Raw genomic sequence first — 21310 nt, forward strand, 5'->3', positions numbered from 1 at the left:
ACAGCCTAGATCAGCGTGCTACCCGATGACCATGATCGGTGCTACCCGCACCGTGCTACCCGACCCGAAACACCTGGTAGAACGGCTGGAACTCTGGGGTGGGTGACGGGACTTGAACCCGCGACCACCGGGACCACAACCCGGTGCTCTACCAGCTGAGCTACACCCACCATGATCAATGATCGCGCCGCCGTGACCGACCGGGCCGCGCCGGCAATCCCTTACCGGTACGGATCCCGAGTGCGTCGCCTGGGGCGTCTCACCGAGCGAAGCCATCGTACCGGGCGAGGTCCCCTCGTGGGCAAGGGGGTCACGGGTGACGTGGGCGTCACGTTGCGTTCGCGCGGTCCGGGGTGGTCGACGGGGTGCCCTTCGGCGCGGCGCCCCCGCTCGGGGCGGCAGGCGCGGTCGGGGCGGTCGGGGCGGAGGCGCCGGCGGGGAGCGCGGCGAGGATGGCGTCGGTCTGGGCGCGGACCTCGGCCGCGATCGTCCGCGCCTGCTCGGTGCCGGGGCCGGGTGGCGGCACGAACAGGGCCTGCCGGTAGTAGCGCAGCTCCTCGATGCTCTCCTGGATGTCGGCCAGCGCCCGGTGGCCACCACGCTTGACCGGCGCCGCGTAGTACGTCCGCACGTACCAACGCCGGGCCAGTTCCTTGATCGACGAAACGTCGATCATGCGGTAGTGGAGGTGGGCGTCCAGCGCCGGCATGTAGCGGGCGAGGAAGGTGCGGTCGGTGGCGATCGAGTTGCCGCACAGCGGCGCCTTGCGCACCTCCGGCACGCGGGCGCGGACGTAGTCGAGGACCTGTGCCTGCGCGTCCGCCAGGGTCAGGGTGGAGGCGCGGACGGCGGCGGTCAGGCCCGAGCTCTGGTGCATCTCGCGCACGACGGGCACCATCGCCTCGAGCGCCTCGTCCGGCGCCGAGATGACCAGGTCGATGCCCTCATCGAGGATGTTCAGCTCACTGTCCGTAACCAGGCAGGCCACTTCCAGCAGCAGATCCGACGCGGCATCCAGGCCCGTCATCTCGCAGTCGATCCACACCAGACGATCCATCCCGTTGACACTAGGGTCTACGGCTCGCAACGTCACGCGCACCCCCGGGAGGTGGACGGTGTGGTCGGGCTGACGACGGTGGATGTCAGCCGTTCACACCCGTGTCGTTACTCACAGTAAACGTTATGGAGGTGTGATCGTTGGCCACCTGGGTCGGGATGGCGGTCAGCGTGTACTCCCCGTTCGGTACCTCACTGGTCTGCCAGCCCCCGACGTGCGGGTTGAACACGTAGGGGGGCTGGCCCAGATCCAGCCGATACGGGGCGATGGGCCCGTTGAGCACGAATTCCAGCGGGCCGCTGTACCCGGTTGACACCACGCGGATGGTCCGGAAACCGGAGATCCGCTCGCCCGGGCGGATGCCGGTGAAGGCCAGCGGTGTGGCCGCCGGCGGCGGGGCGGGGGCCGCGGTGACGACACGATCGGTGGCGGTGAGGGTCGCCGTGGCCGCAGCGTGCTGCTGTGGCTGGTTCTTGTCGTACCCGAAGACCAGGATCGGCATGAGTATCAGCGCCGCGAAGAACAGCGCCAGGCCGATCCAACCTCGTCTGAGGGCGTCCACGTCGTCCGGGTCCCTCCGCCATGCCGGCCCAAGGGGGATCCGATCACTCTAATGGGCCGGTTCGCGGTGCTGACCAGCGCCCTCGTCTCGGACCGGTCATGCTCGGGCCGGCATCCTCGTCTCTGGACGGGCAGCGGGGCGGGTGCCGTCAGCGGGTGCGCCGCCGCCGGCCGGGTGGCCGGCTTGGCGGGTGCGCCGGGCCGCGGTTGTCGCGCGGTCGTTGGCGCACCCCTTGTCGGCTGAGCCCCAGGATGCGCTGCTGTGCGATGCGCTCCTGCCGAAGACAGCGGCCACTATCCACGCCCCGACCGTAGCCGTGTTCGGGGCTCTGCGCGGCCGGCGTCACATGGTGTTTACCTCGCCCACGGCGTGTCGCTTGCAAACCGTATGCGGTCTTGTCCGGCCACGCCGGTCCCGTCGGTTCGATCCGCCCAGCTCACGGCGCTCGGGGCGGCTCGCGGCGGGGCGGATGGCCGCCGCGCCGCCGTCCGGCCGGTGTCCGGGGACACCGGCCGGACCAGCGGGAGAGCGCCAGGGCGTGATCAGGCCGCCAGGGCGGTGGGGGAGTGCCCGGCGCGCCCCGGTGACCGGCCGCCGTGGTCGGCGTCGAACGCGGGCTCCAGCGCCAGGTCCAGCACCTCCCGGACGTCGGTCACCAGGTGCACGGTGAGCGCGTCGCGCACCGGGGCGGGCACGTCGTCGAGGTCCGGCCCGTTGCGCTGGGGCAGCAGCACGGTGGTCAGGCCGGCCCGGTGCGCGGCGAGCAGCTTCTGCTTCACCCCGCCGATCGGCAGCACCCGCCCGGTCAGCGACACCTCGCCGGTCATCGCCACGTCGGCCCGGACCGGCCGGCCCGACAGCAGCGACGCGAGCGCCGTCGTCATCGTCACCCCGGCGCTGGGCCCGTCCTTCGGCACGGCACCCGCGGGGACGTGCACATGGACGCCGCGGTCGGCGAGGTCGCCGACGGGCAGCTCCAGCTCCACCCCGTGCGAGCGCAGGTAGGACAGGGCGATCTGGGCCGACTCCTTCATCACGTCACCGAGCTGACCGGTCAGCGTGATGCCGCCGCCGCCGGTCTCCGCGTCGGCCAGGGAGGCCTCGACGAACAGCACGTCGCCGCCGGCGCCGGTGACCGCCAGGCCGGTGGCGACCCCGGGCAGGGCCGTGCGCTCCGCCGACTCCGGGGTGTGCCGGGGCCGGCCGAGGTAGCCGGTGAGGTCCCCGGCGTCGATCGTGACCGGCAGGGCGGCCGCGCCGAGCGCCACCTGGGCGACGACCTTGCGCAGCAGCCGGGCGATCGAGCGCTCCAGGTCGCGCACCCCGGCCTCGCGGGTGTACTCCCCGGCCAGCGCGTGCAGGGCGTCGTCGCCGACGCTCACATCGCCCTCGGCGAGCCCCGCCCGGTCGAGCTGGCGGTGCAGCAGGTGGTCGCGGGCGATGACGACCTTCTCGTCCTCGGTGTAGCCGTCGAGGCGAATCAGCTCCATCCGGTCCAGCAGCGGCGCCGGGATGGCCTCCAGCACGTTCGCCGTGGCCAGGAACAGCACGTCGGACAGGTCCAGCTCCACCTCGAGGTAGTGGTCGCGGAAGGTGTGGTTCTGCTCGGGGTCGAGCACCTCCAGCAGCGCCGCCGTCGGGTCGCCCCGGTAGTCCGCACCGAGCTTGTCGACCTCGTCCAGCAGCACCACCGGGTTCATCGAGCCGGCCTCGCGGATCGCCCGCACGATGCGGCCGGGCAGCGCCCCGACGTAGGTGCGCCGGTGGCCGCGGATCTCGGCCTCGTCGCGCACGCCGCCGAGCGCCACCCGGACGAACGAGCGGCCCATGGCCCGCGCGATCGACTCGCCGAGCGACGTCTTGCCGACCCCGGGTGGGCCGGCCAGCGCCAGCACCGCACCGCCACGCCGGCCGCCGACGACCCCGAGACCGGCGTCCGCGCGCCGCCGGCGCACGGCGAGGTGCTCGATGATGCGGTCCTTGACGTCGTCGAGGCCGGCATGGTCGGCGTCGAGCACCGCGCGGGCGGCGATGATGTCGTAGGAGTCCTCGGCGCGGACGTTCCACGGCAGGTCGAGGACGGTGTCGAGCCAGGTGCGGATCCAGCCGCCCTCGGGCGAGGAGTCGGAGGTGCGCTCCAGCTTGTCGACCTCCTTGAGCGCCGCCGCCCGCACCTTCTCGGGCAGGTCCGCGGCCTCGACGCGGGCCCGGTAGTCGGCCGGCTCCGAGCCGCTCGCGCCGTCGGCCCCGCCCCCCGAGCCGTCGAGCTCGGACAGCTCCTTGCGGACGGCCTCGAGCTGGCGGCGCAGCAGGAACTCGCGCTGCTGGCGGTCCATACCCTCCTGGACGTCGCGGCGGATCGTCTCGGCGACGTCCTGCTCGGCCAGGTGCTCCTTCGTCCAGGTCAGCAGCCGCTCCAGGCGGGTGCCGACCGCCGGCGTGCCGAGCAGCTCGATCTTCTGCGCGGTCGTCAGATAGGAGGAGTAGCCGGCCGTGTCGGCGAGCGTGCCAGGATCGGTGATCGCGGACACCGAGTCGACGACCTGCCAGGCGCCGCGCTGGCGCAGCAGGTCCGTGACCAGCGCTCGGTACTCCTTGGCGAGCTTGTCCACCCGGGCGGCCTCGTCGGCCGGGGAGCCGGCACGGGTGCCGGCCGGGTCGTCGAGCGCGCCGAACGGAGTGGCCGCACTGTCGTCGAGGACGACCGCGTCCACCCACTGCACGCCCGCGCCGCTGCCAGCGCCGGAGGTGGCGTCGGCAGTGCCGGTGCCGGTGGTGTCGGTGCCGGCGGGGGCAGGCCGCACGCCGCCGACCTGGGCCCGCGCCGTGCCACGCACGACCGCCGCCGAGCCGCCGCGCGGCAACCGGCCGACCTGCTCGATCACCCCGACCGTGGCGACCTCGGCGAGCTCGCCGCCGACGCGGGGGACGAGCAGCACCTCGGCCGGCCGACCGGCGGCCCGACTGGAGATCCCCGGCGCGCGGGCGTCGGAGGAGCCGGCTGACCCGCCGGTACGGGCGGCGTCCACGGCGGCTCGGGTCTGCTCGTCGGACATGTCGAGGGACACGACCATGCCGGGCAGAACAACAGCGTCGTCGAGCGGCAGGACGGGCAACACCCGGATCTGTGGCATGTGGTCCACCCTCACGTGAGGAAGTTGAGTCACCTGGACTGAAGTCCCATCAGCCTACCGTTGTTCCCGACGTTGCTCGCCCAGAGCGAACATCTGCGGCCGCCCGCCGCCCGCCGCCCGCCGCCGCCCGCGAGCACCCCTGCTTATCCGGAGGGTGCTGTGACCGATATATCCCTCTGGATAAGCGGGAGGGCGCGCCGCTACGGGGTGGGTCGGGTGAGGGGCGCGGGTCGGGCGAGGATGTCGGGGGCGGGAAGGATTGCGGCGGGGGCGTGGTTGTGGGGTCAGGTAGTTGCATGTACAACTGTCTAGGACGCTGGGACGGGCCCGCCAGGGCCGGCCCGCCGGGCGGCCGCTAGCACAGCCAGGAGGACGACATGCCCGCCGTCACCGCCGACACCGTCCGGCTGCCCCGGCTGGCCGAGCCCGCGCTCGGCGCCGTCGACCGCCCGGTGCGCACGATCACGACCGCGCCCAGCGGCTTCGAGGGCGAGGGGTTCCCGGTCCTGCGCGCCTTCGCCGGCGTCCGGCTCACCGACCTCGATCCGTTCATCCACATGGACGAGATGGGCGCGGTGGACTACGGACCCGGCGAGCCCAAGGGCACTCCGTGGCATCCGCACCGCGGCTTCGAGACCGTCACCTACATGATCGACGGCACCTTCCAGCACCAGGACTCCCACGGCGGCGGCGGCCTCATCACGGACGGTGCGACGCAGTGGATGACCGCCGGCGCGGGCATTCTGCACATCGAGACGCCGCCGGAGGAGTTGGTCGTGCGCGGCGGCCTGTTCCACGGCATCCAGCTGTGGGTCAACCTCCCGGCCCGGGACAAGTTCACCCCGCCGCGCTACCAGAACCTCGAGGCCGGGCAGGTGGAACTGGTCGCCTCGCCGGACGGCGGCGCGCTGCTGCGCGTCATCGCGGGCGAGGTGGGCGAGCACCGGGGCCCGGGTTCGACGCACACGCCGATCTCCGTCGTCCACGCGACGGTGAGTCCCGGGGCGCGGGTGCACGTCCCCTGGAACCCGGAGTTCAACGCGCTCGCCTACGTCCTCGGTGGCCGCGGCACGGTCGGCCCGGCGGGGCGGCCGATCGAGGCCGGGCAGCTCGCCGTCCTCGGCGCCGGGGACCTGGTGACGGTGGCGGCCGACGCGCGCCAGGACGCGGCGACGCCGGGGCTGGAGGTCCTGCTCCTGGGCGGGCGTCCGATCCGCGAGCACGTCGAGGCGTACGGGCCGTTCGTCATGAACACCCGGGCGGAACTGATCCAGGCCGTCGAGGACTTCCAGGCCGGCAAGCTCGGCGTCATCCCGGCCAACGCCCTCATGCCGCACCGCGGCTGAGATCGGTCGCGGTCCGGGTCGCTCGTGGTGCGGGTCGCTCGCGGTCCTGGCCGGTGGCGTGATCCAGTCCGGTGGTGTGATCCGGGCCGGACCGTCTCTGCGCGATTCGGACGATCTGCATCGTCGCGTTCCCGGAATGACTCGTTCGGGCAATTGTCTCGGTATGCTGGATCAGCATCCGGATGACGGGATCGGACGTCCGGTGACGAAATGCCCGCAAACGGCCGCCGGGGCTTGATGCCGGCGGCCCGCGCGCCTACGTGGATGCGCGTGGCGTCCATACCGTCGCTGGCCGGCCGTGCTGGCATGGGCGAGGGGGCGTCGTGTGGCAGGAGCCTGAACCGACGGGAGGCGGGCCCGACCGGGATCCGCGGCCGCGCCGGATGGAATGGCCGGCGGCGAGCGTCCTCGGTCGGATGGCAGCGGAAAGTCGCGCGGAGATCCTGCGGCTCGGTACGTATCGTGAATACGCGAGCGAAGAGATCGTCATGCACGAGGGCGACCGCACGAACTTCGTCGTCCTGTTGCTCAACGGCTGGGTGAAGGTCACCGCCGCCACCGAGAACGGCGGGTTCGCCCTGCTCGCGATCCGGCACGGGGGCGACCTCGTCGGTGAGCTCGCCGGGCTCGACTCCGAACCGCGGGTCGCGACCGTGACCGCGGCCGGTGCCGTGCTCGCGAAGGTCGTGCGGGCGGACGCCTTCGTCGCGTTCCTGCGCCGCCAGCCCGACGTGCACCAGGTGCTGAGCAGCACGATCGCGGCGAAACTGCGCTCGGCGACCCGGCGGCGGGTCGAGTTCGGTGGCTGCTCGGTCGCGGTACGGGTGGCGCGGGTGATCCTGGAGCTGGAACGGGCCTACGGCGGCTCGTCGCCGGACGGGCGCCGATCCGTCGGGGTCTCGCTCACCCAGCCGGAGCTCGCCGCCCTCGTGGGCGCTGCCGAGCCGACGGTCCACAAGGTGCTCCGGGACCTACGCCAGCGCGGCGTCCTCGCCACCGGCTACCGGGCCGTGGTGATCCAGGATCTCGACGCGCTGCGGCTCGCCGCAAACCCGTGAGAATACGGGGCGGCCGTCCTCGTTGCCGGTGACACTGAAACTCCCCCGGCTCCGACCCGCGGAGGTTCAGCGTGAGTGAAAGGCCACCGGGTATCCGGCGGTTGTGTGTCGCGATGGAGATCGACGGGGATGCCGGCGAGATACCCGGCGTGGTACGGCCGCGGCGGTGGCGGCGGGATCTCGGCGCCGTCATCGAGGAACTCGGCCGTGTCGACGCTCTGGACCGGGCGCACTGGAACCCGCCCGCGGTGGGAGGCGGGGAAATCGCCTTCCTGCCGCCCGGAATCGACGAGGGGTGTTTCGTCGCGGAATTCGTCACCACGCTGCGTTCCGCCCTCGTCCGGTTGAACGGCGGCGTGCCGCGGACGGAGCGGGTTCGCCTGCGGGTGGCGCTGCACCAGGGAATCACCTTCCTCGACGGTTCGGGCTTTATCGGGCGGGCGGTGGTGAAGGTCGCCGCGCTGCGCGACTGCGCCGCGTTACGAGCCGAGTTGCGGTGCCATCCGAGTGTCGATCTTGCCCTGGCGGTGTCCGGCGATCTCTTTGACGACGTGGTCGAGCACGACTATCCGGGGTTACGCGGCCGCGACTTTCGGTCGGAGCAGGTGCGGCTGGGGTCGGGGCCCGACGCCGATGCCTGGTTGCTCACGCCCGTCCTCACCGGGGCGACCGCCCGGCCCGCCGCCGCGACGGCCCCCCGGGACCCGGCCGCCGCGGCGGCCTCGCGGGGCCAGGCCGTCGCCCGCCGCCCGGAACAGCCCCGGCGGACGGCGGGACCCCCGCTGTCCGCCGTCATCGCGGCGCCCGCCGAGGCCTGGCCGGTCCGCGCCCGCTGAGCCCTCGGGGCCGTGCCGGCTCGGGCAGACTGGCGGGATGTTGCGACACGTCACGGCGGTGCGTTATGCGACGCCGCTGCGGGAGGGTGGGAGCCTGCCCGGCCTGATGGAGGGCGACGACCTCGGCACGTGGGTCGTCAAGTTCAGCGGCGCCGGGCAGGGACCGAAGGCGCTGGTCGCCGAGGTGATCGTCGGCGAGCTCGCCCGCGAGCTCGGGCTGGCGGTGCCCGAGCTCGTCGGCATCGACGTCGACCCCGAGCTCGGCCGCACCGAGCCGGACCAGGAGGTCCAGGATCTGCTGCGGGCCAGCGCCGGGCTCAACCTCGGCATGGACTACCTGCCCGGGTCCATCACCTACGATCCGCTGGCTTTCGACGTCGCCCCCGAGACCGCCGCCCAGGTGCTCTGGCTCGACGCCCTGACGCTCAACGTCGACAGGTCCTGGCGCAACCCGAACCTGCTGGTCTGGGGCGGGCGGCTCTGGCTCATCGACCACGGTGCCGCCCTGTACCCCCATCACGACTGGGCGAGCGCGGCCTCGGCGGCCGGCCGGGTCCTGCCCGGCATCGCCGACCACGTGCTCCTGCCGGCGGTGGCCGCGCATCCCGCGACGTTCACCGCCGCCGACGCCGCGCTGGCCCCGCGGATCGACGCGCAGCTGCTGACCGCGGTTCTCGATCGGGTGCCCGACGCCTGGTTGGATGTCCCGCGCGCCGACTACGTCCACTGGCTGCTGGCGCGGCTGGAGGCCCGGACGACCACGCGTGACGCGGTCACCGCGGCGCTGGCGCAGGCACGCCCGGCCACCGAGGTGGCGCCGGGCGCCCGAGTGGCGGCCGCCATGGTCGCGAGCCGCCGACGCGACGCGACGGGGCGGCCGGACTGGCTGCGGGCCGGGGACTGGCTGCGGACCGGCGGGACGGCGCCGACGGAGAGCCGCGATGCGTGAGCTGTTCGAGTACGCGGTGATCCGGATCGTCCCGCGGGTGGAGCGGGGCGAGTTCGTCAACGTCGGCGTGATGCTGTACTGCCAGCGCTCCCGCTACCTGGATCTGCGCTGCCGGCTCGACGAGGGGCGCCTGGGCGTCCTCGACCCCTACCTCGACCCGGCCGTCGTCGTCGCCCATCTGGCCGCGTTTCACGCCGTCTGCTGCGGCGGCGAGCAGGCCGGCCCGGCCGGGCGGCTCACCGCCGGCGAGCGGTTCCGTTGGCTGACCGCGCCGCGCAGCACCGTCGTGCAGACCTCGCCCGTCCACACCGGCCTGACTGCAGACCCGGCTGCCGAGCTGGACCGCCTTGCTTCCCTCCTGGTCGACCCCCCGGGCCCCCCGTCGGCCCCCGACACCACGACTCCTGACCGGCCGCGTCCCTCGACAGGCCGCGCCCCTTGATCGGGCGGTGCCCCCTTGACCGGCGGCGACTCCGCGACGGCGGGTAATGGTCGTCCCGACAGGTAGCGCCTGCCTCAGCGGGTGTCGGCGGTCGGCTCCGTCCCGCTCGGCCCGGCGAGCGGCGGCCCGGACGGCTCGGACGGCTCGGACGCGGACCGGCGACGCCCCTGGAGCACCGCGACGAGCTGGTCCGTGGCCAGCAGCAGCACCGTGAGCCACGACACCGTCGCGACCCGGCCGAACGCCTCCACCCAGTCGCCGTTCGTCGGCAGCGAATGGCGGGCCTGCACCTCCAGCACGTACAGGGCGCTGACCGCCAGGCAGGCCGCCGGGCCGATCCGGGTCAACCACCTGCCCCGCGGGGCGAGCAGCGCGATCACGGTGGCCAGGGCGACGACGATCCCGGCGGCCACCGAGACGAGGACCGTGGCGAGCAGCCCGGCCCCCACCGCCGCGTACGCCGTCGTCCGCCCGTCGATCCGCGCCGGACGGATCGACCAGGGGTCGACCGTCGGCAGGTCCGCAACCGCTCCGGGCCCGGCCGCGCCCGCCGCCGCGCGCCGCCGCCGCGTGCGGCGGGTGGTGAGCAGCAGCAGGGCCAGGAAGAACACGACCGTCACCGCGGACAGCACCAGGGAATAGCGGACGATCTGCTGCGGCGCCCAGGTCAGGGTGACGGTGAACGCCGCGGCCGTCGGGTTGATGCGCCAGCCGTTGGCGTAGCCGTCGACCAGCCGCGGCTGGCCCGCGTCGGCGCCGTTCACCGTCGCCTTCCAGCCCCGCGACAGGCTCTCGCCGAGCACCAGCCAGAACGGCGTCCCCGGCTGGGCCCCCGTGACCTGCGCGGTGAACGACGTGGCGTCCGAGGACTGGACGGTGATCCGCGGTGCCGACCCCGCGGTCGAGGTGCCGGCCGCCGTGCCAGCAGTGGCAGTGCCAGCGTCGGGGGTGCCAGTAGCGGCGGTGGTGCTTGCGGCGGGGGTGCCGGCGTCGCCGGCGCCCAGCCAGGGGCCGCCGCCGGCGTCGGAGGCGAGCAGGAGGCGGTCGATGTCCACGCCCAGCTTGGCGCCGTCCCCGGTCTTGATCACGTGCTCTCCGGGGCCGAGGGTGAGTGCCCCGCCGCAGGTGGACACCCGCAGGCCGAGGCGGTTCACCGCGTCGGAGGTGGAACCGTCGATGCGCACGCCGACCGGGTGGCCGTCGATGCTCAGCAGATCGTCCCGGCAGGTCCCCGCAAGCTGCGCCGGGAGCAGGCCGGTGGCGCCCTGGCCCGCGCTCGGGGCCTCGGTGGCTCCGCTGGCCAGGCCCGGCAGCCCGATTTCGGCGATGCCCACCGGCATCGACAGGGGCGACCGGCTGATCGGGTCGATGCTCTTGACCGTCCGCGCGTCGTCGACGACGAACCGCCAGGTGCTGCCGGTGACGGCAGGGAAGGTCAGGGTCACCTGTCGGGTGCCGCCACGCTGGGCGGTGTCGGTGACCGGCGGCACCGGCACCGAGCCGACGACCCGGCCGTCGACCACCAGCCCGATCCGGGTCGGCACCGAGTGCCGGCCGTCGGCGACGAGCGACATCGTGACCGAGGAGGCGGTGATCGGGGTCGGCGAGGCGACCTGGAGCCAGCCGCCCTCGGGGTCACCGATGCCGGGGCTCCACGCGGTGGTGACGTCGCCGTCGAAGGCGCTCGACGACCGGGCCGCGAGCGAACCGGGCAGACGGCCGGACGAGGACACGACGGGCAGGTTCGCCGGCCGGCCGAGCAGGCGGTCGATGTGGTCGTCGGCGGCGTACGCGGAGATCCGCGCCGTGCCGGTCAGCGCGAACGTCCGCGCCGTCGGCAGGGCGAACGACCGACTGATGATCTCCTCGGTGTCCTGCTTGAACGGCTCGGCCGGGTTGGCCCGGTCCCGCGACATCTGCAGGGCCAGGCGGTGGCCGAGGGAGGAGGCCCCGGCGGCGTCGAGGCTGTCGCTCGGCATCCGCAGCACCTCGTCGGCGGTCAGCGCCCTGCCGTCGGCACCGGGGATCTCGACCTCGGCGAAGCCGACGGCGGAGACGTTGTCATAGGTGCGCTGGCGGCCGTAGTTCGTCGCGTCGACCCGGATGTGCAGGGTGCGGAACGTGCGGGTCGGGAAGCTGACGACCTGGCCGACCTGGGTGCGCGACGACGGGGTGAGGTCGACGGTGACGGGGGAGCCGCCGTCGAAGGTCAGCGTCGCCCGGGTGATGTACCGGTTGCGGGGCCCGGACAGCGGCTGGGTGAGCCGGACGTGGTCGGTCGTCGTCGGCGCGGCCAGCGTCGTCTGCCACGCCTCACCGGTCGGGTCGGTGAAGGCGCCGACCCGCCAGGCGGTGTTGATGTCGCCGTCGATGCCGCGCACCGGCCGGTCCCATGGGCCGTAGGCGAAGGAGTTGCCGTAGGCCGACGCCGTCACCGCGGCGATCTTCGCCGGGGTGCCGGGGGCGTGCAGGGCCGCCGTCGTCTCGTCGGCGGTCGTCTCGTTCTCGAACAGCGGCAGCCGGTTGTCGTTCGGGTCCTTCACCAGGGGGGCGACGCCGGGCTGCTCGACGTAGCCGAAGTTCTCCCGGACCCCCGTCCAGCGCTCGGCCCGCAGCCGGTTGGTGTCGCTGACGAGCAGGTCGGCGCCGTCGTCGAGGGCCTGGGCGAGCTCGCCCGGCTTGCCGGCCAGCTCGGGGGCGTAAAGAATCGCCCGCCCGGACGCGACAGGCTCGGCGAGCAGCCCGGAGGCGGCCGCGTCGACGAGCGCCTCGCCGTTGCCGCTGACCAGCAGCGGCCGGGCGGTGGTGGCGGTGCGCACGATCGGCTGGGTGTTCGACACGCCGAAGACGGCCAGCGCCGGGGGATCGGGCACCGAGGCCTTCGTGCCGAGCGTGATCTCGTCGGTGAAGGGGATCCCCGGATCCTCGGCCACCGGCGGTCCGTAGGTCTGCGGCGCGCCGAGCCCGGCCGGCCGGGTGGAGGTGAACAGGTCCCACGTCGAGCGGGGTCGCGGAGTGCGGTAACGCTCGTAGGCGAGGTTGCTGCGCAGCATCACGTCGCCGACGCCCATCAGCCGCGCCAGGTCCGGCACGGCGGAGGTCTCCAGCACGCCCTCCTGCATCCGCCGGTCCAGCGAACGGACCAGGTCGACGGTGCCGGCCTCGCCGTACGGGATCAGCTCCCGCAGGACCAGCGGCCGGTCCATCAGGCCCTCGGTGACCGGGTCGAGGGTGCTGCCCCAGCGGTAGTGCGAGAAGTCCGCGCCGGGCAGCTCCAGCACCCGCGAGCCGTCGTCGCCGGCGTCGAGCGCTTTGGCGACCTGCGTCTCGTACGCGGGCACCTGCTCGGGCCGCTTCAGCAGCGGCTCGACGAACTCGCCGCGGAACAGCGGGGACATGTCCGCGGCGATGAGGACCAGCACCAGTCCCATCGCGAGCTGGGGAACCCCCGGCCGCCAGCCCCGCGCGCCACCGCCGGCGGTGGTGGCGCGCGCGCCGCGCCCGCGGCCGCCGCCCGGACCGGACCCGGCCGCCGCGCGTGCCGCGTACCGCTCCTCCAGGGCGGCCAGGCCGCCGGCGAGCAGCACCGACAGGCCGAGGGCGACCATCGGGACCGCGCGCGGCAGCGAGCGCAGCGCGAGTCCGGCCGTCGACCCCTCCGCGAAGTCCTTGAACAACCGACCCCAGGGGGAGGGATCGTCGTAGGGGTAGACGCCGACGGCGATCGTGGTGCCCAGCAGGATGAGCGCGACGAAGTAGCCGCGGTGCCCCCAGCGGATCGCCGAGGCCGCCGCGAGCGCGAGGATCGGCAGCGCGAAGCTGACGACGATCAGCCACAGGTCGTGCGTGTAGTGGGTGGCCGGCCCGATCCACGGGCCGAGCGCGTCCTGACCGTAGAAGAACCAGTTGCCCAGGCCCCGCAGCACCTCGGACGCCTGCGAGCTGCTGGCGACCGTCTCGATCGTCTCGGTGAAGGCGAGCACGTTCAGCCCGTAGCCCGCCTGTGTGTACAGCCCGGCGATCCACCACGCCGAGGTGACGACGACGGCCAGCACCGCCCGGGTGCACATGCCGGTGGCGGCGCCGAGGCGGACCTCCCGCGTGCCCCACACGGCGAACGGCACCCACAGCAACGGCGCGAACAGGATGAAGATGAGGCTGGAGGCGTTGATGCTGCCGATCGTGGTGACGACCAGCGCGAACGCGGCGGGGAAGCGCCAGCCCGCCGGCCGCCAGCCGGCGCGGCCCGGCTCGGCCTCCCGCAGGCCACGCACGGTGATGCCGATCAGCCAGCCCAGCCCGGCGTAGGGCAGCAGGATCGCCGAGATCCGCGCCTCGTACTCCAGGATGTAGGGCGAGAGCATGTAGCCGGCGGCGGCCACGAACGCGAACCGGTCCGGCCAGCGGAACGAGCGCAGCAGGAAGAGCACACCGGTGCCCGCGCCGAACAGGATCGAGCCCGTCCACAGCCGCTGCGCCACCCAGTCGGGCAGGCCCGCGGTGTCCAGCAGCCAGTAGAACAGCCCCTGCGGGTACAGGTAGCCGATGTTCTGGTGGGTGACCGTGCCCATGCCGATCGCGGGGTCCCACATGGAGACCGCCCGGCGCAGCATCCGGCCCGGATCGAGGTAGAGGTACGCCTTCGTGTCCGCGCCGATCCTGCCGGGCGCGGTGGCCAGCAACGGCAGGTAGGCCACGGCGGCCAGTACCAGCGTGGGCCAGGACGGCAGCAGCCGGCGGCCGCGCGGCACCGCCGCCTCGGCCCGACCGGCCGGGCCCGGCCGGCCACCGGTCCGCGGGTCCGGGCGTCGCCCGGCCGGGGTCGCCGGGTCCGCGGTGCGCGGGTCCGCGGTGCGCGGGGACGGGGTCTCGGCGGGGCCGCCCGGCGACTGGGGGCGACCCCCGTCGGCACCGGACGGTGACGTGGTCAGGGTCACCGGATCACCGGGGTGGTCGCCAGGGTCACCGGCGCTGGCCGATCACGTTCGCGGCGCGGGCCGCGGGCGAGGCGGACCCGCGCTGGCGGGCCGCCTCCCGCACGAGCGCGGCGAACGTGGCACGGGCCGTCTCCGCCCAGGTGAACGTCGCGGCGTGGGCGAGGGCACCGGCGGACAGCCGGGCCCGCAGGTCGTCGTCGGAGAGCACGCCGGCCAGTGTCTTGCCCAGATCGGCCGGGTCCTCCACCAACACGCCGGTCTCACCGTCGACGACCGCGTCGGTGTGCCCGGCGATGCGGGTGGCCACCGACGGCGTTCCGCAGGCCGCCGCCTCGGTGATCGTCATTCCCCAGCCCTCGCGGGCGGACGCCGAGGTGAGCACCCAGGCGCGCCGGTAGAGCGAGAGCAGCTCGTCGTCGTCGACGCGCCCGACGAGGCGCAGCCACGCGCCCGCCCCGGCGGCCCGGATCTTCTTCTCCAGCTCCGGCCGCTCGTAGCCCTCGCCGACGATCACCGCCTCCATCGTCGGGTGTTCGTCGTGGGCCCGTAGCAGGCCGTCGATGAGGACGTCGAAGCGCTTGACCGGCACCAGCCGGCCGACGGCGACGACGAGGGGATGCGGGGACCGCTCGCCGGCCGGGGTGAACGCCGGGTCGATCCCCGGCGGCACGACGGAGATGTTGCGCGGCGGCAGGCCGAGCAGCTCGATGATCTCGTGCCGGGACGACTGGGACAGCGTCAGGATCCGGGTGCGCCGGTAGAACGGCGGGGCGACCTTGAACTCCACCGTCTCGCCGACCTTCGCCAGCTTCGGCGAGAGCACCATCCGCCACATCTCGGCGTGCACGTGGTGCAGGAACACCACGCGCGGGCAGCGGGCCCAGACGGGGGAGAAGAACGGCATGCCGTTCCAGATCTCCACCAGGCCGTCCCACGGGCCGGTGCGGCCCAGCGCGCCGGACAGGGCGGTGCGCGGGAAGACCGAGTAGCGCCCCGCCTTGCGCACCACCGCGTAGCCGTGGCGGCGGACCGACTCCGGATGGCCGGGGGCGAAGGCGGTGCGCAGGCTCACGTCGATGCCCGCCTGCGCCCAGCGCTCGGCGACCTTGTCGGCGTGCAGCTCCGAGCCGCCGGACTCGGGGTCGTCGAGGTCGCGCCAGGCCAGCACGTGCACGCGGCGCAGGCCGGAGGTCTCGACGAGCTCGGCGAGCGAGGGGGGCCGGGGGACGTCCTCGATGCCCGGCGCGCCGAGCTGCGGGGCCAGGATTCCCGGCGGCACCGCGGTGCCGGCGCCGGCCTGGGGCAGGATCAGGCCCGCGGGCGTCGGCGGGATCGTCGCGCCGGGGCCGGGGCCGGGGCCGGGGCCACGGCCGTTGCTCGGCGCGGTCATGCCCGGGCCGTCCGACGGGCCGCGGCAAGCACCGACAGGCCGGTGACGACGGCCAACGCCGCCTGGCAGGCGAGATCGGCCCGGGCGGTCGCCGTCGGTGAACCGTCAGCCCACAGCAGCAGGGGGACGGCCGCCGCGGCGGCGAGGCCCAGGGCCAGCAGGACGCCTCGCTCTCCGAGAGCGAGCAGGTAATGGGTGAACAGCACGGTAGCTCCGAGACAGGTCATCGCTGCGGCCAGGGGGAGGAGCGCGCCGGAGGCGTCGGTGAAACGGGGGCCGAAGGCCAGGGAAAGCAGTTTCTCCGGTGCGATGAGAGCGGCGGAGAGCAACCCCATCGCCGGCACGAGGAGTATCGCGATCGTCGCGCCGAGTTGATGCAGAGCATGCTGCCCGAGATGCCGGCGGTCCGCCGCCTCCGGGAGCAGGAATCCGGCCAGCACCACCGCGGCCAGCACGATCACCTTGCTGGCGACGGAGACGGCCGCGTAGGAGCCCGAGAGGTCCGGGGCGAGCCGGCCCTGCAGCAGCACGTCGACGTTCTGCAGCAGCCCGAGCAGCGCCAGCGCGACCAGCGCGGCGCCGACCTCCACCGCCAGCCGGGTCGGCGCCTTGACAGCCACCGAGGCGGGTGCGGCCAGGACGGGCGGAGCCGAGGGCGCGGCGGGGGACGGCTGCGCGCCGCGGCCCATGGTTTCCGGGCTTCGGTAGAGAGTCCACCGCACGTGGGCGAGGGCCGCGAGCACACCGAGCAGGACGCCGATCGCCGCGCCGGACTCGTCGAGGCCGACGAGCACCAGGCCGATCGTGAACACGGTCTTCACCGCGGCGTCGACGAGCAGGTTCGTGGCCAGCGCCGAGTACTGCCGGGCGCACTGGAGCAAGCCCCGGTCGACGCACAGCAGGCACCACGCGGCCCCCGCCGTGATGATCTCTGCGACGCCGCCGGGGCCGGGCAGCGACAGTTCGCGCGCCACGTACCCCCGCCCGATGATCGCGAGCACCGCGACGACCAGCACGGTCGCGACGCCCACCCGGCGGACCCGGTTCACCCAGTCGGCCATGAGGTGCAGCCGGCCGCTGTGCTGCCAGGTGGTGACCCGCCGGACCACCCCGACGAGCAGCGCGCTGCCCGGCATCGACACGACGAAGAAGATCGCGATGAGCTGGGCCACCGCGCCGTAGGACCGGGTGCTCATCGCGCGGGCGATGATCAGGGTCACGCCCATGTTCGCGGCGTTGGCGAGCAGGCCGGCGAGGGCCAGGGGGACGGCGCCGCGCAGCGCACCGCGCAGCCGGGTGCCGCGGGTCTGCCGCAGCCGCTTGCGCAGCGTCCAGCCGTCCGCGGCCTCACCGGCGCGCTGCGCCGGCGCGGCGTCGGCGGGAACAGGTCCGGCGACCATCGCCCCTGTCGCCGCCATCGCCCCTGTCGCCATCGCCCCTGTCGCCATCGCCCCTGTCGCCAGCGGCCCTGTCGCCAGCGGCCCGGCGGTGAGCGGGCTCACCGCGATGGGTCCGGTGGTGCTCGAGCCGACGGCGGCGGACCCGGAGCCGGTGGGGAGCGGCCCGGTGGTCGCCGGGCGGTTCAGCGCCGGCCGCACCGCCATCGGGCCGGTCGAGGCGGGATCCGAGGCGGCCGGCCCGGGTCTCGGTCGGTGCGCCGCCGCGCGCCGGACAGTGGGCGAGAGGTCCCCCGGCGGGACGGCGTTGCGGTTCATCAGCGTCCTCCCCGACGACACACGCAGGCGTCATCCCCGGCGCGCGCCGGGGAATGCCCGTGCGTGGCCGGTTCACCCGCGGCGGGGCGGCCGGCCGCGCGTTTCGTCCGGGGAAGGGCGTTCACCTGATCGTCAACGCCTTGCCTGTTGACTCCGCCTCAAGGGCCAGGTCGGCGTCGACCATCATCGCGATCAGCTCCTCGAACCCCACCCGCGGGGTCCACCCCAACACCTCCCGCGCCTTCGACGGATCCCCCACCAGCACATCCACCTCCGCCGGCCGGAAAAACCGCGGATCCTGCTTCACCAACCCCGACCAGTCCCCGATCCCCACCCGCCCGAACGCCGCATCCAACAACTCCCGAATACTGTGCGTCACCCCCGTCGCCACCACATAGTCATCCGGCGTCTCCTGCTGCAACATCCGCCACATCGCCTCCACATAATCCCCCGCAAAACCCCAGTCCCGCCGCGACTCAAGATTCCCCAACGTCAACGAGTCCTGCAACCCCAACGAAATCCGCGCCACCGCCCGCGTGATCTTCCGCGTCACGAACTCGATCCCCCGCCGCGGCGACTCGTGATTGAACAACAACCCCGAACACGCAAACGCCCCGTACGACTCCCGATAATTCACCGTCAAATAATGCCCGAACGTCTTCGCCACCCCATACGGCGACCGCGGATGAAACGGCGTCGTCTCCCGCTGCGGCGTCTCCCGCACCTTCCCGAACATCTCCGACGACGACGCCTGATAGAACCGCACCCGCGACATGTCGTTACCACCCGCGATCCGCAACGCCTCCAACACCCGCAACACCCCCATCCCCGTCGTCTCCCCCGTCAGCTCCGCCTGCTTCCACGACAGCCCGACGAACGAGATCGCCCCCAGGTTGTACACCTCGTCCGGCTGCGAGATCTCCACCGCACCGATCAACGACGGAAGATCCGTCAGATCACCCTCCAACAACACCACACCCGGCACCAACCGCTCCACCACCGCCACCTTCGGGTTGGACTGCCCCCGAATCAACCCGAACACCTCATAACCCTTCGCGGTCAACAACTCACCCAGATACAACCCGTCCTGACCGGTAATCCCGGTAATCAGCGCACGCGGCACGTCGATCCTCCTGTTGACCACCCGGTACTGGGCGGAAGGTTAGCGTCAGGTAAACCGGGCCGGTCAGCCGGGTCCCGCTCCCACGGTCTGCGGGGCCGCGGCGTCGGCCGCCGACCCCTGGGCGATCCGAAGAAGCTGAGGAATGATCGCGGCCCCGATCCGTCGGGCGCCGCCATTCGAGATGTGCACCCCGTCGTCGTCACGCAGCCGGACGCCGTCCAGCTCGTCGACGTACTTGTTGCCCGGCGTGAGAACGGAGGTAATGTCGATCACGCTCGTGCCGGGGTGGCGGGCCGCGGCCTCGCGCAGGAGCACGTTGAAGCGCTCGACCCGCGTGGCCTTCGTCTCCGGGTAGATGCTGCCGTCCGGGGCCTCGGTCGGCTTGAAGATCGGGGTGGTGAGGAGCGCCACTTTCGCGCCTTTGGCGCCGAGCGTGGTGATCGCGAGATCCAGCTCGCGGCCGAGGTAGGCGTCGAACGCCGGGTCGCCGATGTGCGTCCAACGGCCGTCGCGCAACTGGTCGGTGACCTCCCAGCGGCCGACGAGCAGCAGCGCCAGCGCCGGATCGACCTCGTCGACGCGCTGGGCGAAGCGCTGCGGCCACTGGTCGCAGCCGTCGGTGGTCGGTCCGGCCTCACCGAGGACGCGCCGCTCCATGCCGCGGGCGACCCCGCAGCCGAGCTTGGAGAAGTCGTGGATCTCGATGCCCTTGGCGGCGGCCATCGTGGAGAAGTCGCTGAAGCCCAGCGTGAGCGCCACCGAGTCGCCGCCGAGCAGCACCTTGATCGGTGCGCCGGTGCCGGGGCGCACGGTCACGGCCGGCTGCGGGGAGGCGGCCGCCCGCTTGGCCAGCGCCTCCAGCTGAGCGGGGGTGCGCACGGACGCCGACGTGCCCGCCGTGGCCACCAGGATGACCGCCAGGACCCCGCCGAAGGCGGCGGGCACGGTGAGCCGCGGGTTCGGCAGCCGGATCCGGCGGCGGCGGATCGGGTCCTCCACGAGGTGGAACGACGCGAGCGTGATCGCCAGCGTGACGCCGAGCCGCAGCAGCAGCAGGACCACGCCGTCGGTGCCGGTCCGGGTGGCCGTCAGGGTGAGGAACACCGGCCAGTGCCACAGGTACAGGCCGTAGGAGATCCGTCCGATGAACGTCAGCGGGGCCAGGGCGAGCACCTTCGACACCGGCCCCTCGGGCGCCTCGACGAGCGAGGCGACGAGCAGCATCACGACGACGGCGACCCCGAGGAACCCGCCGGCGTAGAGCGCGCGGTTCTCGCCGCTCACCGTGGTCCAGATGACGATCATCGCCACGCCCGCCAGGCAGCCGACGACCGACATGACCGACCGGGCCCGGGCCGAGATCGGTCGCGTCCGCTGCCCCCGCCACACCGCGAGCGCGGCGCCGACCAGCAGCGCCTGGGCACGGCTGTCGGTGCCATAGTAGATCCGGGACGGATCAGTGCCGAGCAGGAGCAGGGCGAGGCCGACCAGCGCCGACGCCTCCGCGCCGAGCACGGCCACCGTCAGCGCGAGGGACTGGGCCTTCTGGCGCTGGCGGCGCCAGCGGTCCACCGTGCGGGCGCTGTGCCGCATGAGCAGGAACACGACCAGCGGCCACAGGACGTAGAACTGCTCCTCGACCGACAGCGACCAGGTGTGCAGCAGCGGCGACGGCGCCGAGAAGTGGTTGAAGTAGCTCTGGTCGGACAGGGCGAAGCGCCAGTTCGCCACGTACAGCAGCGTGGACAGGGCGTCCAGGCGCAGCGTGCCGACGTCGCCGGGGGAGGCGATCCACCGTGCGTACGCCGCCACCCCGATCAACAGGACCAGCAGCGCCGGCATCAGCCGGCGGGACCGGCGGACCCAGAAGCTGCGCAGGTCGATGCGCCGGGTGTTGCGGTACTCGGTGATGAGCAACCCGGTGATCAGAAAGCCCGAGAGCACGAAGAAGGTGTCCACCCCGAGCAGACCGCCGGGCATCCACGAGATGCCGGCGTGGTAGGCGATGACGGCCATGACCGCAAACGCGCGCAGCCCGTCGAGGGCCGGCAGGTGCCCCAGCGGGGCGAGCACCGGGCCGGTGGCGTCGAGGTCGTCCTCGGGCCGGGTCGGCGGCCGCACCGGGTCGCGACCGGCCGCCGGCCGCTGGGGCGTCGGAACGGGAACGCGGGCCTCATCCCGACGGACGCGGGCCTCGTCGCGGCGGACATGTGCCTCGTCGCGGCGGACACGGTGCTCGGCCCGCTGGGTCCGGGGCTCGGGGCGAGGGGCGGGCGGCTCGGGCCGGCGCTCGGTCGCGGTCCGCTCGTGGCGGCGGGGAGCCTGATCCCGCAGCCTGCGGTCGGCACCGCCCCGACCGTCACCAAAGTGCCCCTCACGCTCCGTTGTCGAGCGTCGGGGCTGTGGGCCCCCGGCCGGGCTACGCGGCCCGCCCAGACGGGTGCCGATCGGGGTCGTGTCGGCCTGCTGCTCGGCGGACGACCGCCGCTGTCGATCCCCGGACGCCAGCGGGACGGTGTCGGCGTCGTTGCTGGTCAGCCTGGTCCCTCCTCGTCGTCGCCGGGGCGCCATCGGGCCGTGGAACCGGGCGGCGGCTGCCGTGCGGACTCGGCCGGCTCCGCACCGGGTCCGCCACCGCGGCTCGCCGAACCCGATCGCATCAGGACGTCCGAGCGGCAAGGCTAATCGCAACTGCGTCACGCCGTGCACGCGCGGTATGTTTGCGGCCTTGATGCCGGACGCGTTGTCTGCCCCGAACCAG

At 73.5% G+C, this 21310-nt stretch carries 13 protein-coding genes and 1 tRNA gene; 5 read left to right on the forward strand and 9 right to left on the reverse strand.

Annotation, left to right across the window (positions count from 1 at the left end; genetic code table 11):
* Positions 1 to 94: 94 nt before the first annotated feature.
* From FRAAL_RS07585 to lon, 4 genes are all read right to left on the reverse strand, one after another.
* Positions 95 to 170: transfer RNA gene (locus FRAAL_RS07585), tRNA-His, on the reverse strand.
* 158 nt (positions 171 to 328) lie between these two features.
* Positions 329 to 1057, reverse strand: a complete 729-nt coding sequence (orn, locus tag FRAAL_RS07590; protein WP_050997041.1) for an oligoribonuclease — start codon at positions 1055 to 1057, stop codon at positions 329 to 331.
* A gap of 85 nt (positions 1058 to 1142) precedes the next feature.
* Positions 1143 to 1619, reverse strand: a complete 477-nt coding sequence (locus FRAAL_RS07595; protein ID WP_011602945.1) for a hypothetical protein — start codon at positions 1617 to 1619, stop codon at positions 1143 to 1145.
* 542 nt (positions 1620 to 2161) lie between these two features.
* Positions 2162 to 4753: an endopeptidase La gene (lon, locus tag FRAAL_RS07600; protein ID WP_041938986.1), complete on the reverse strand. Its 2592-nt coding sequence runs from the start codon at positions 4751 to 4753 to the stop codon at positions 2162 to 2164.
* A gap of 377 nt (positions 4754 to 5130) precedes the next feature.
* On the opposite strand from lon, the gene FRAAL_RS07605 reads away from it, so the two are divergent.
* From FRAAL_RS07605 to FRAAL_RS07625, 5 genes are all read left to right on the forward strand, one after another.
* Positions 5131 to 6099: a pirin family protein gene (locus FRAAL_RS07605; protein WP_011602949.1), complete on the forward strand. Its 969-nt coding sequence runs from the start codon at positions 5131 to 5133 to the stop codon at positions 6097 to 6099.
* 383 nt (positions 6100 to 6482) lie between these two features.
* Positions 6483 to 7157 carry a Crp/Fnr family transcriptional regulator gene (locus FRAAL_RS07610; RefSeq protein WP_011602951.1) on the forward strand — a complete coding sequence of 225 codons (675 nt, stop codon included), beginning with the start codon at positions 6483 to 6485 and terminating at the stop codon, positions 7155 to 7157.
* Between the two features lie 71 nt (positions 7158 to 7228).
* Positions 7229 to 7993: a hypothetical protein gene (locus FRAAL_RS07615; RefSeq protein WP_011602952.1), complete on the forward strand. Its 765-nt coding sequence runs from the start codon at positions 7229 to 7231 to the stop codon at positions 7991 to 7993.
* A 37-nt stretch (positions 7994 to 8030) separates the two neighbouring features.
* The gene (locus tag FRAAL_RS07620; RefSeq protein ID WP_041938988.1) at positions 8031 to 8942 is read left to right on the forward strand and encodes a HipA family kinase; all 912 of its coding nucleotides are present in this window, start codon (positions 8031 to 8033) and stop codon (positions 8940 to 8942) included.
* Positions 8935 to 9384: a DUF3037 domain-containing protein gene (locus FRAAL_RS07625; RefSeq protein ID WP_011602954.1), complete on the forward strand. Its 450-nt coding sequence runs from the start codon at positions 8935 to 8937 to the stop codon at positions 9382 to 9384. Before FRAAL_RS07620 ends, FRAAL_RS07625 begins: the two co-directional genes overlap by 8 nt.
* A 74-nt stretch (positions 9385 to 9458) precedes the next feature.
* Here the strand turns inward: FRAAL_RS07625 and FRAAL_RS07630 are convergent, their stop codons facing one another.
* From FRAAL_RS07630 to FRAAL_RS07650, 5 genes are all read right to left on the reverse strand, one after another.
* Entirely contained in the window at positions 9459 to 14321 is a 4863-nt protein-coding gene (locus tag FRAAL_RS07630; protein ID WP_011602955.1) for an alpha-(1->3)-arabinofuranosyltransferase domain-containing protein, read from the reverse strand.
* A gap of 25 nt (positions 14322 to 14346) precedes the next feature.
* The gene (locus tag FRAAL_RS07635; protein ID WP_011602956.1) at positions 14347 to 15711 is read right to left on the reverse strand and encodes a glycosyltransferase family 4 protein; all 1365 of its coding nucleotides are present in this window, start codon (positions 15709 to 15711) and stop codon (positions 14347 to 14349) included.
* Positions 15708 to 17426, reverse strand: coding sequence for a polysaccharide biosynthesis protein (locus tag FRAAL_RS07640; RefSeq protein WP_231861561.1), 1719 nt, complete (start codon positions 17424 to 17426; stop codon positions 15708 to 15710). The genes FRAAL_RS07635 and FRAAL_RS07640 overlap by 4 nt, the downstream gene beginning before the upstream one ends.
* Positions 17427 to 17547: 121 nt before the next feature.
* Positions 17548 to 18549, reverse strand: coding sequence for a GDP-mannose 4,6-dehydratase (locus FRAAL_RS07645; protein WP_041938989.1), 1002 nt, complete (start codon positions 18547 to 18549; stop codon positions 17548 to 17550).
* A 63-nt stretch (positions 18550 to 18612) separates the two neighbouring features.
* Entirely contained in the window at positions 18613 to 20670 is a 2058-nt protein-coding gene (locus FRAAL_RS07650) for a DUF459 domain-containing protein (RefSeq protein WP_308204184.1), read from the reverse strand.
* Positions 20671 to 21310: the final 640 nt, after the last annotated feature.

It is taken from the genome of Frankia alni ACN14a (assembly GCF_000058485.1).
Lineage (GTDB): Bacteria > Actinomycetota > Actinomycetes > Frankiales > Frankiaceae > Frankia > Frankia alni.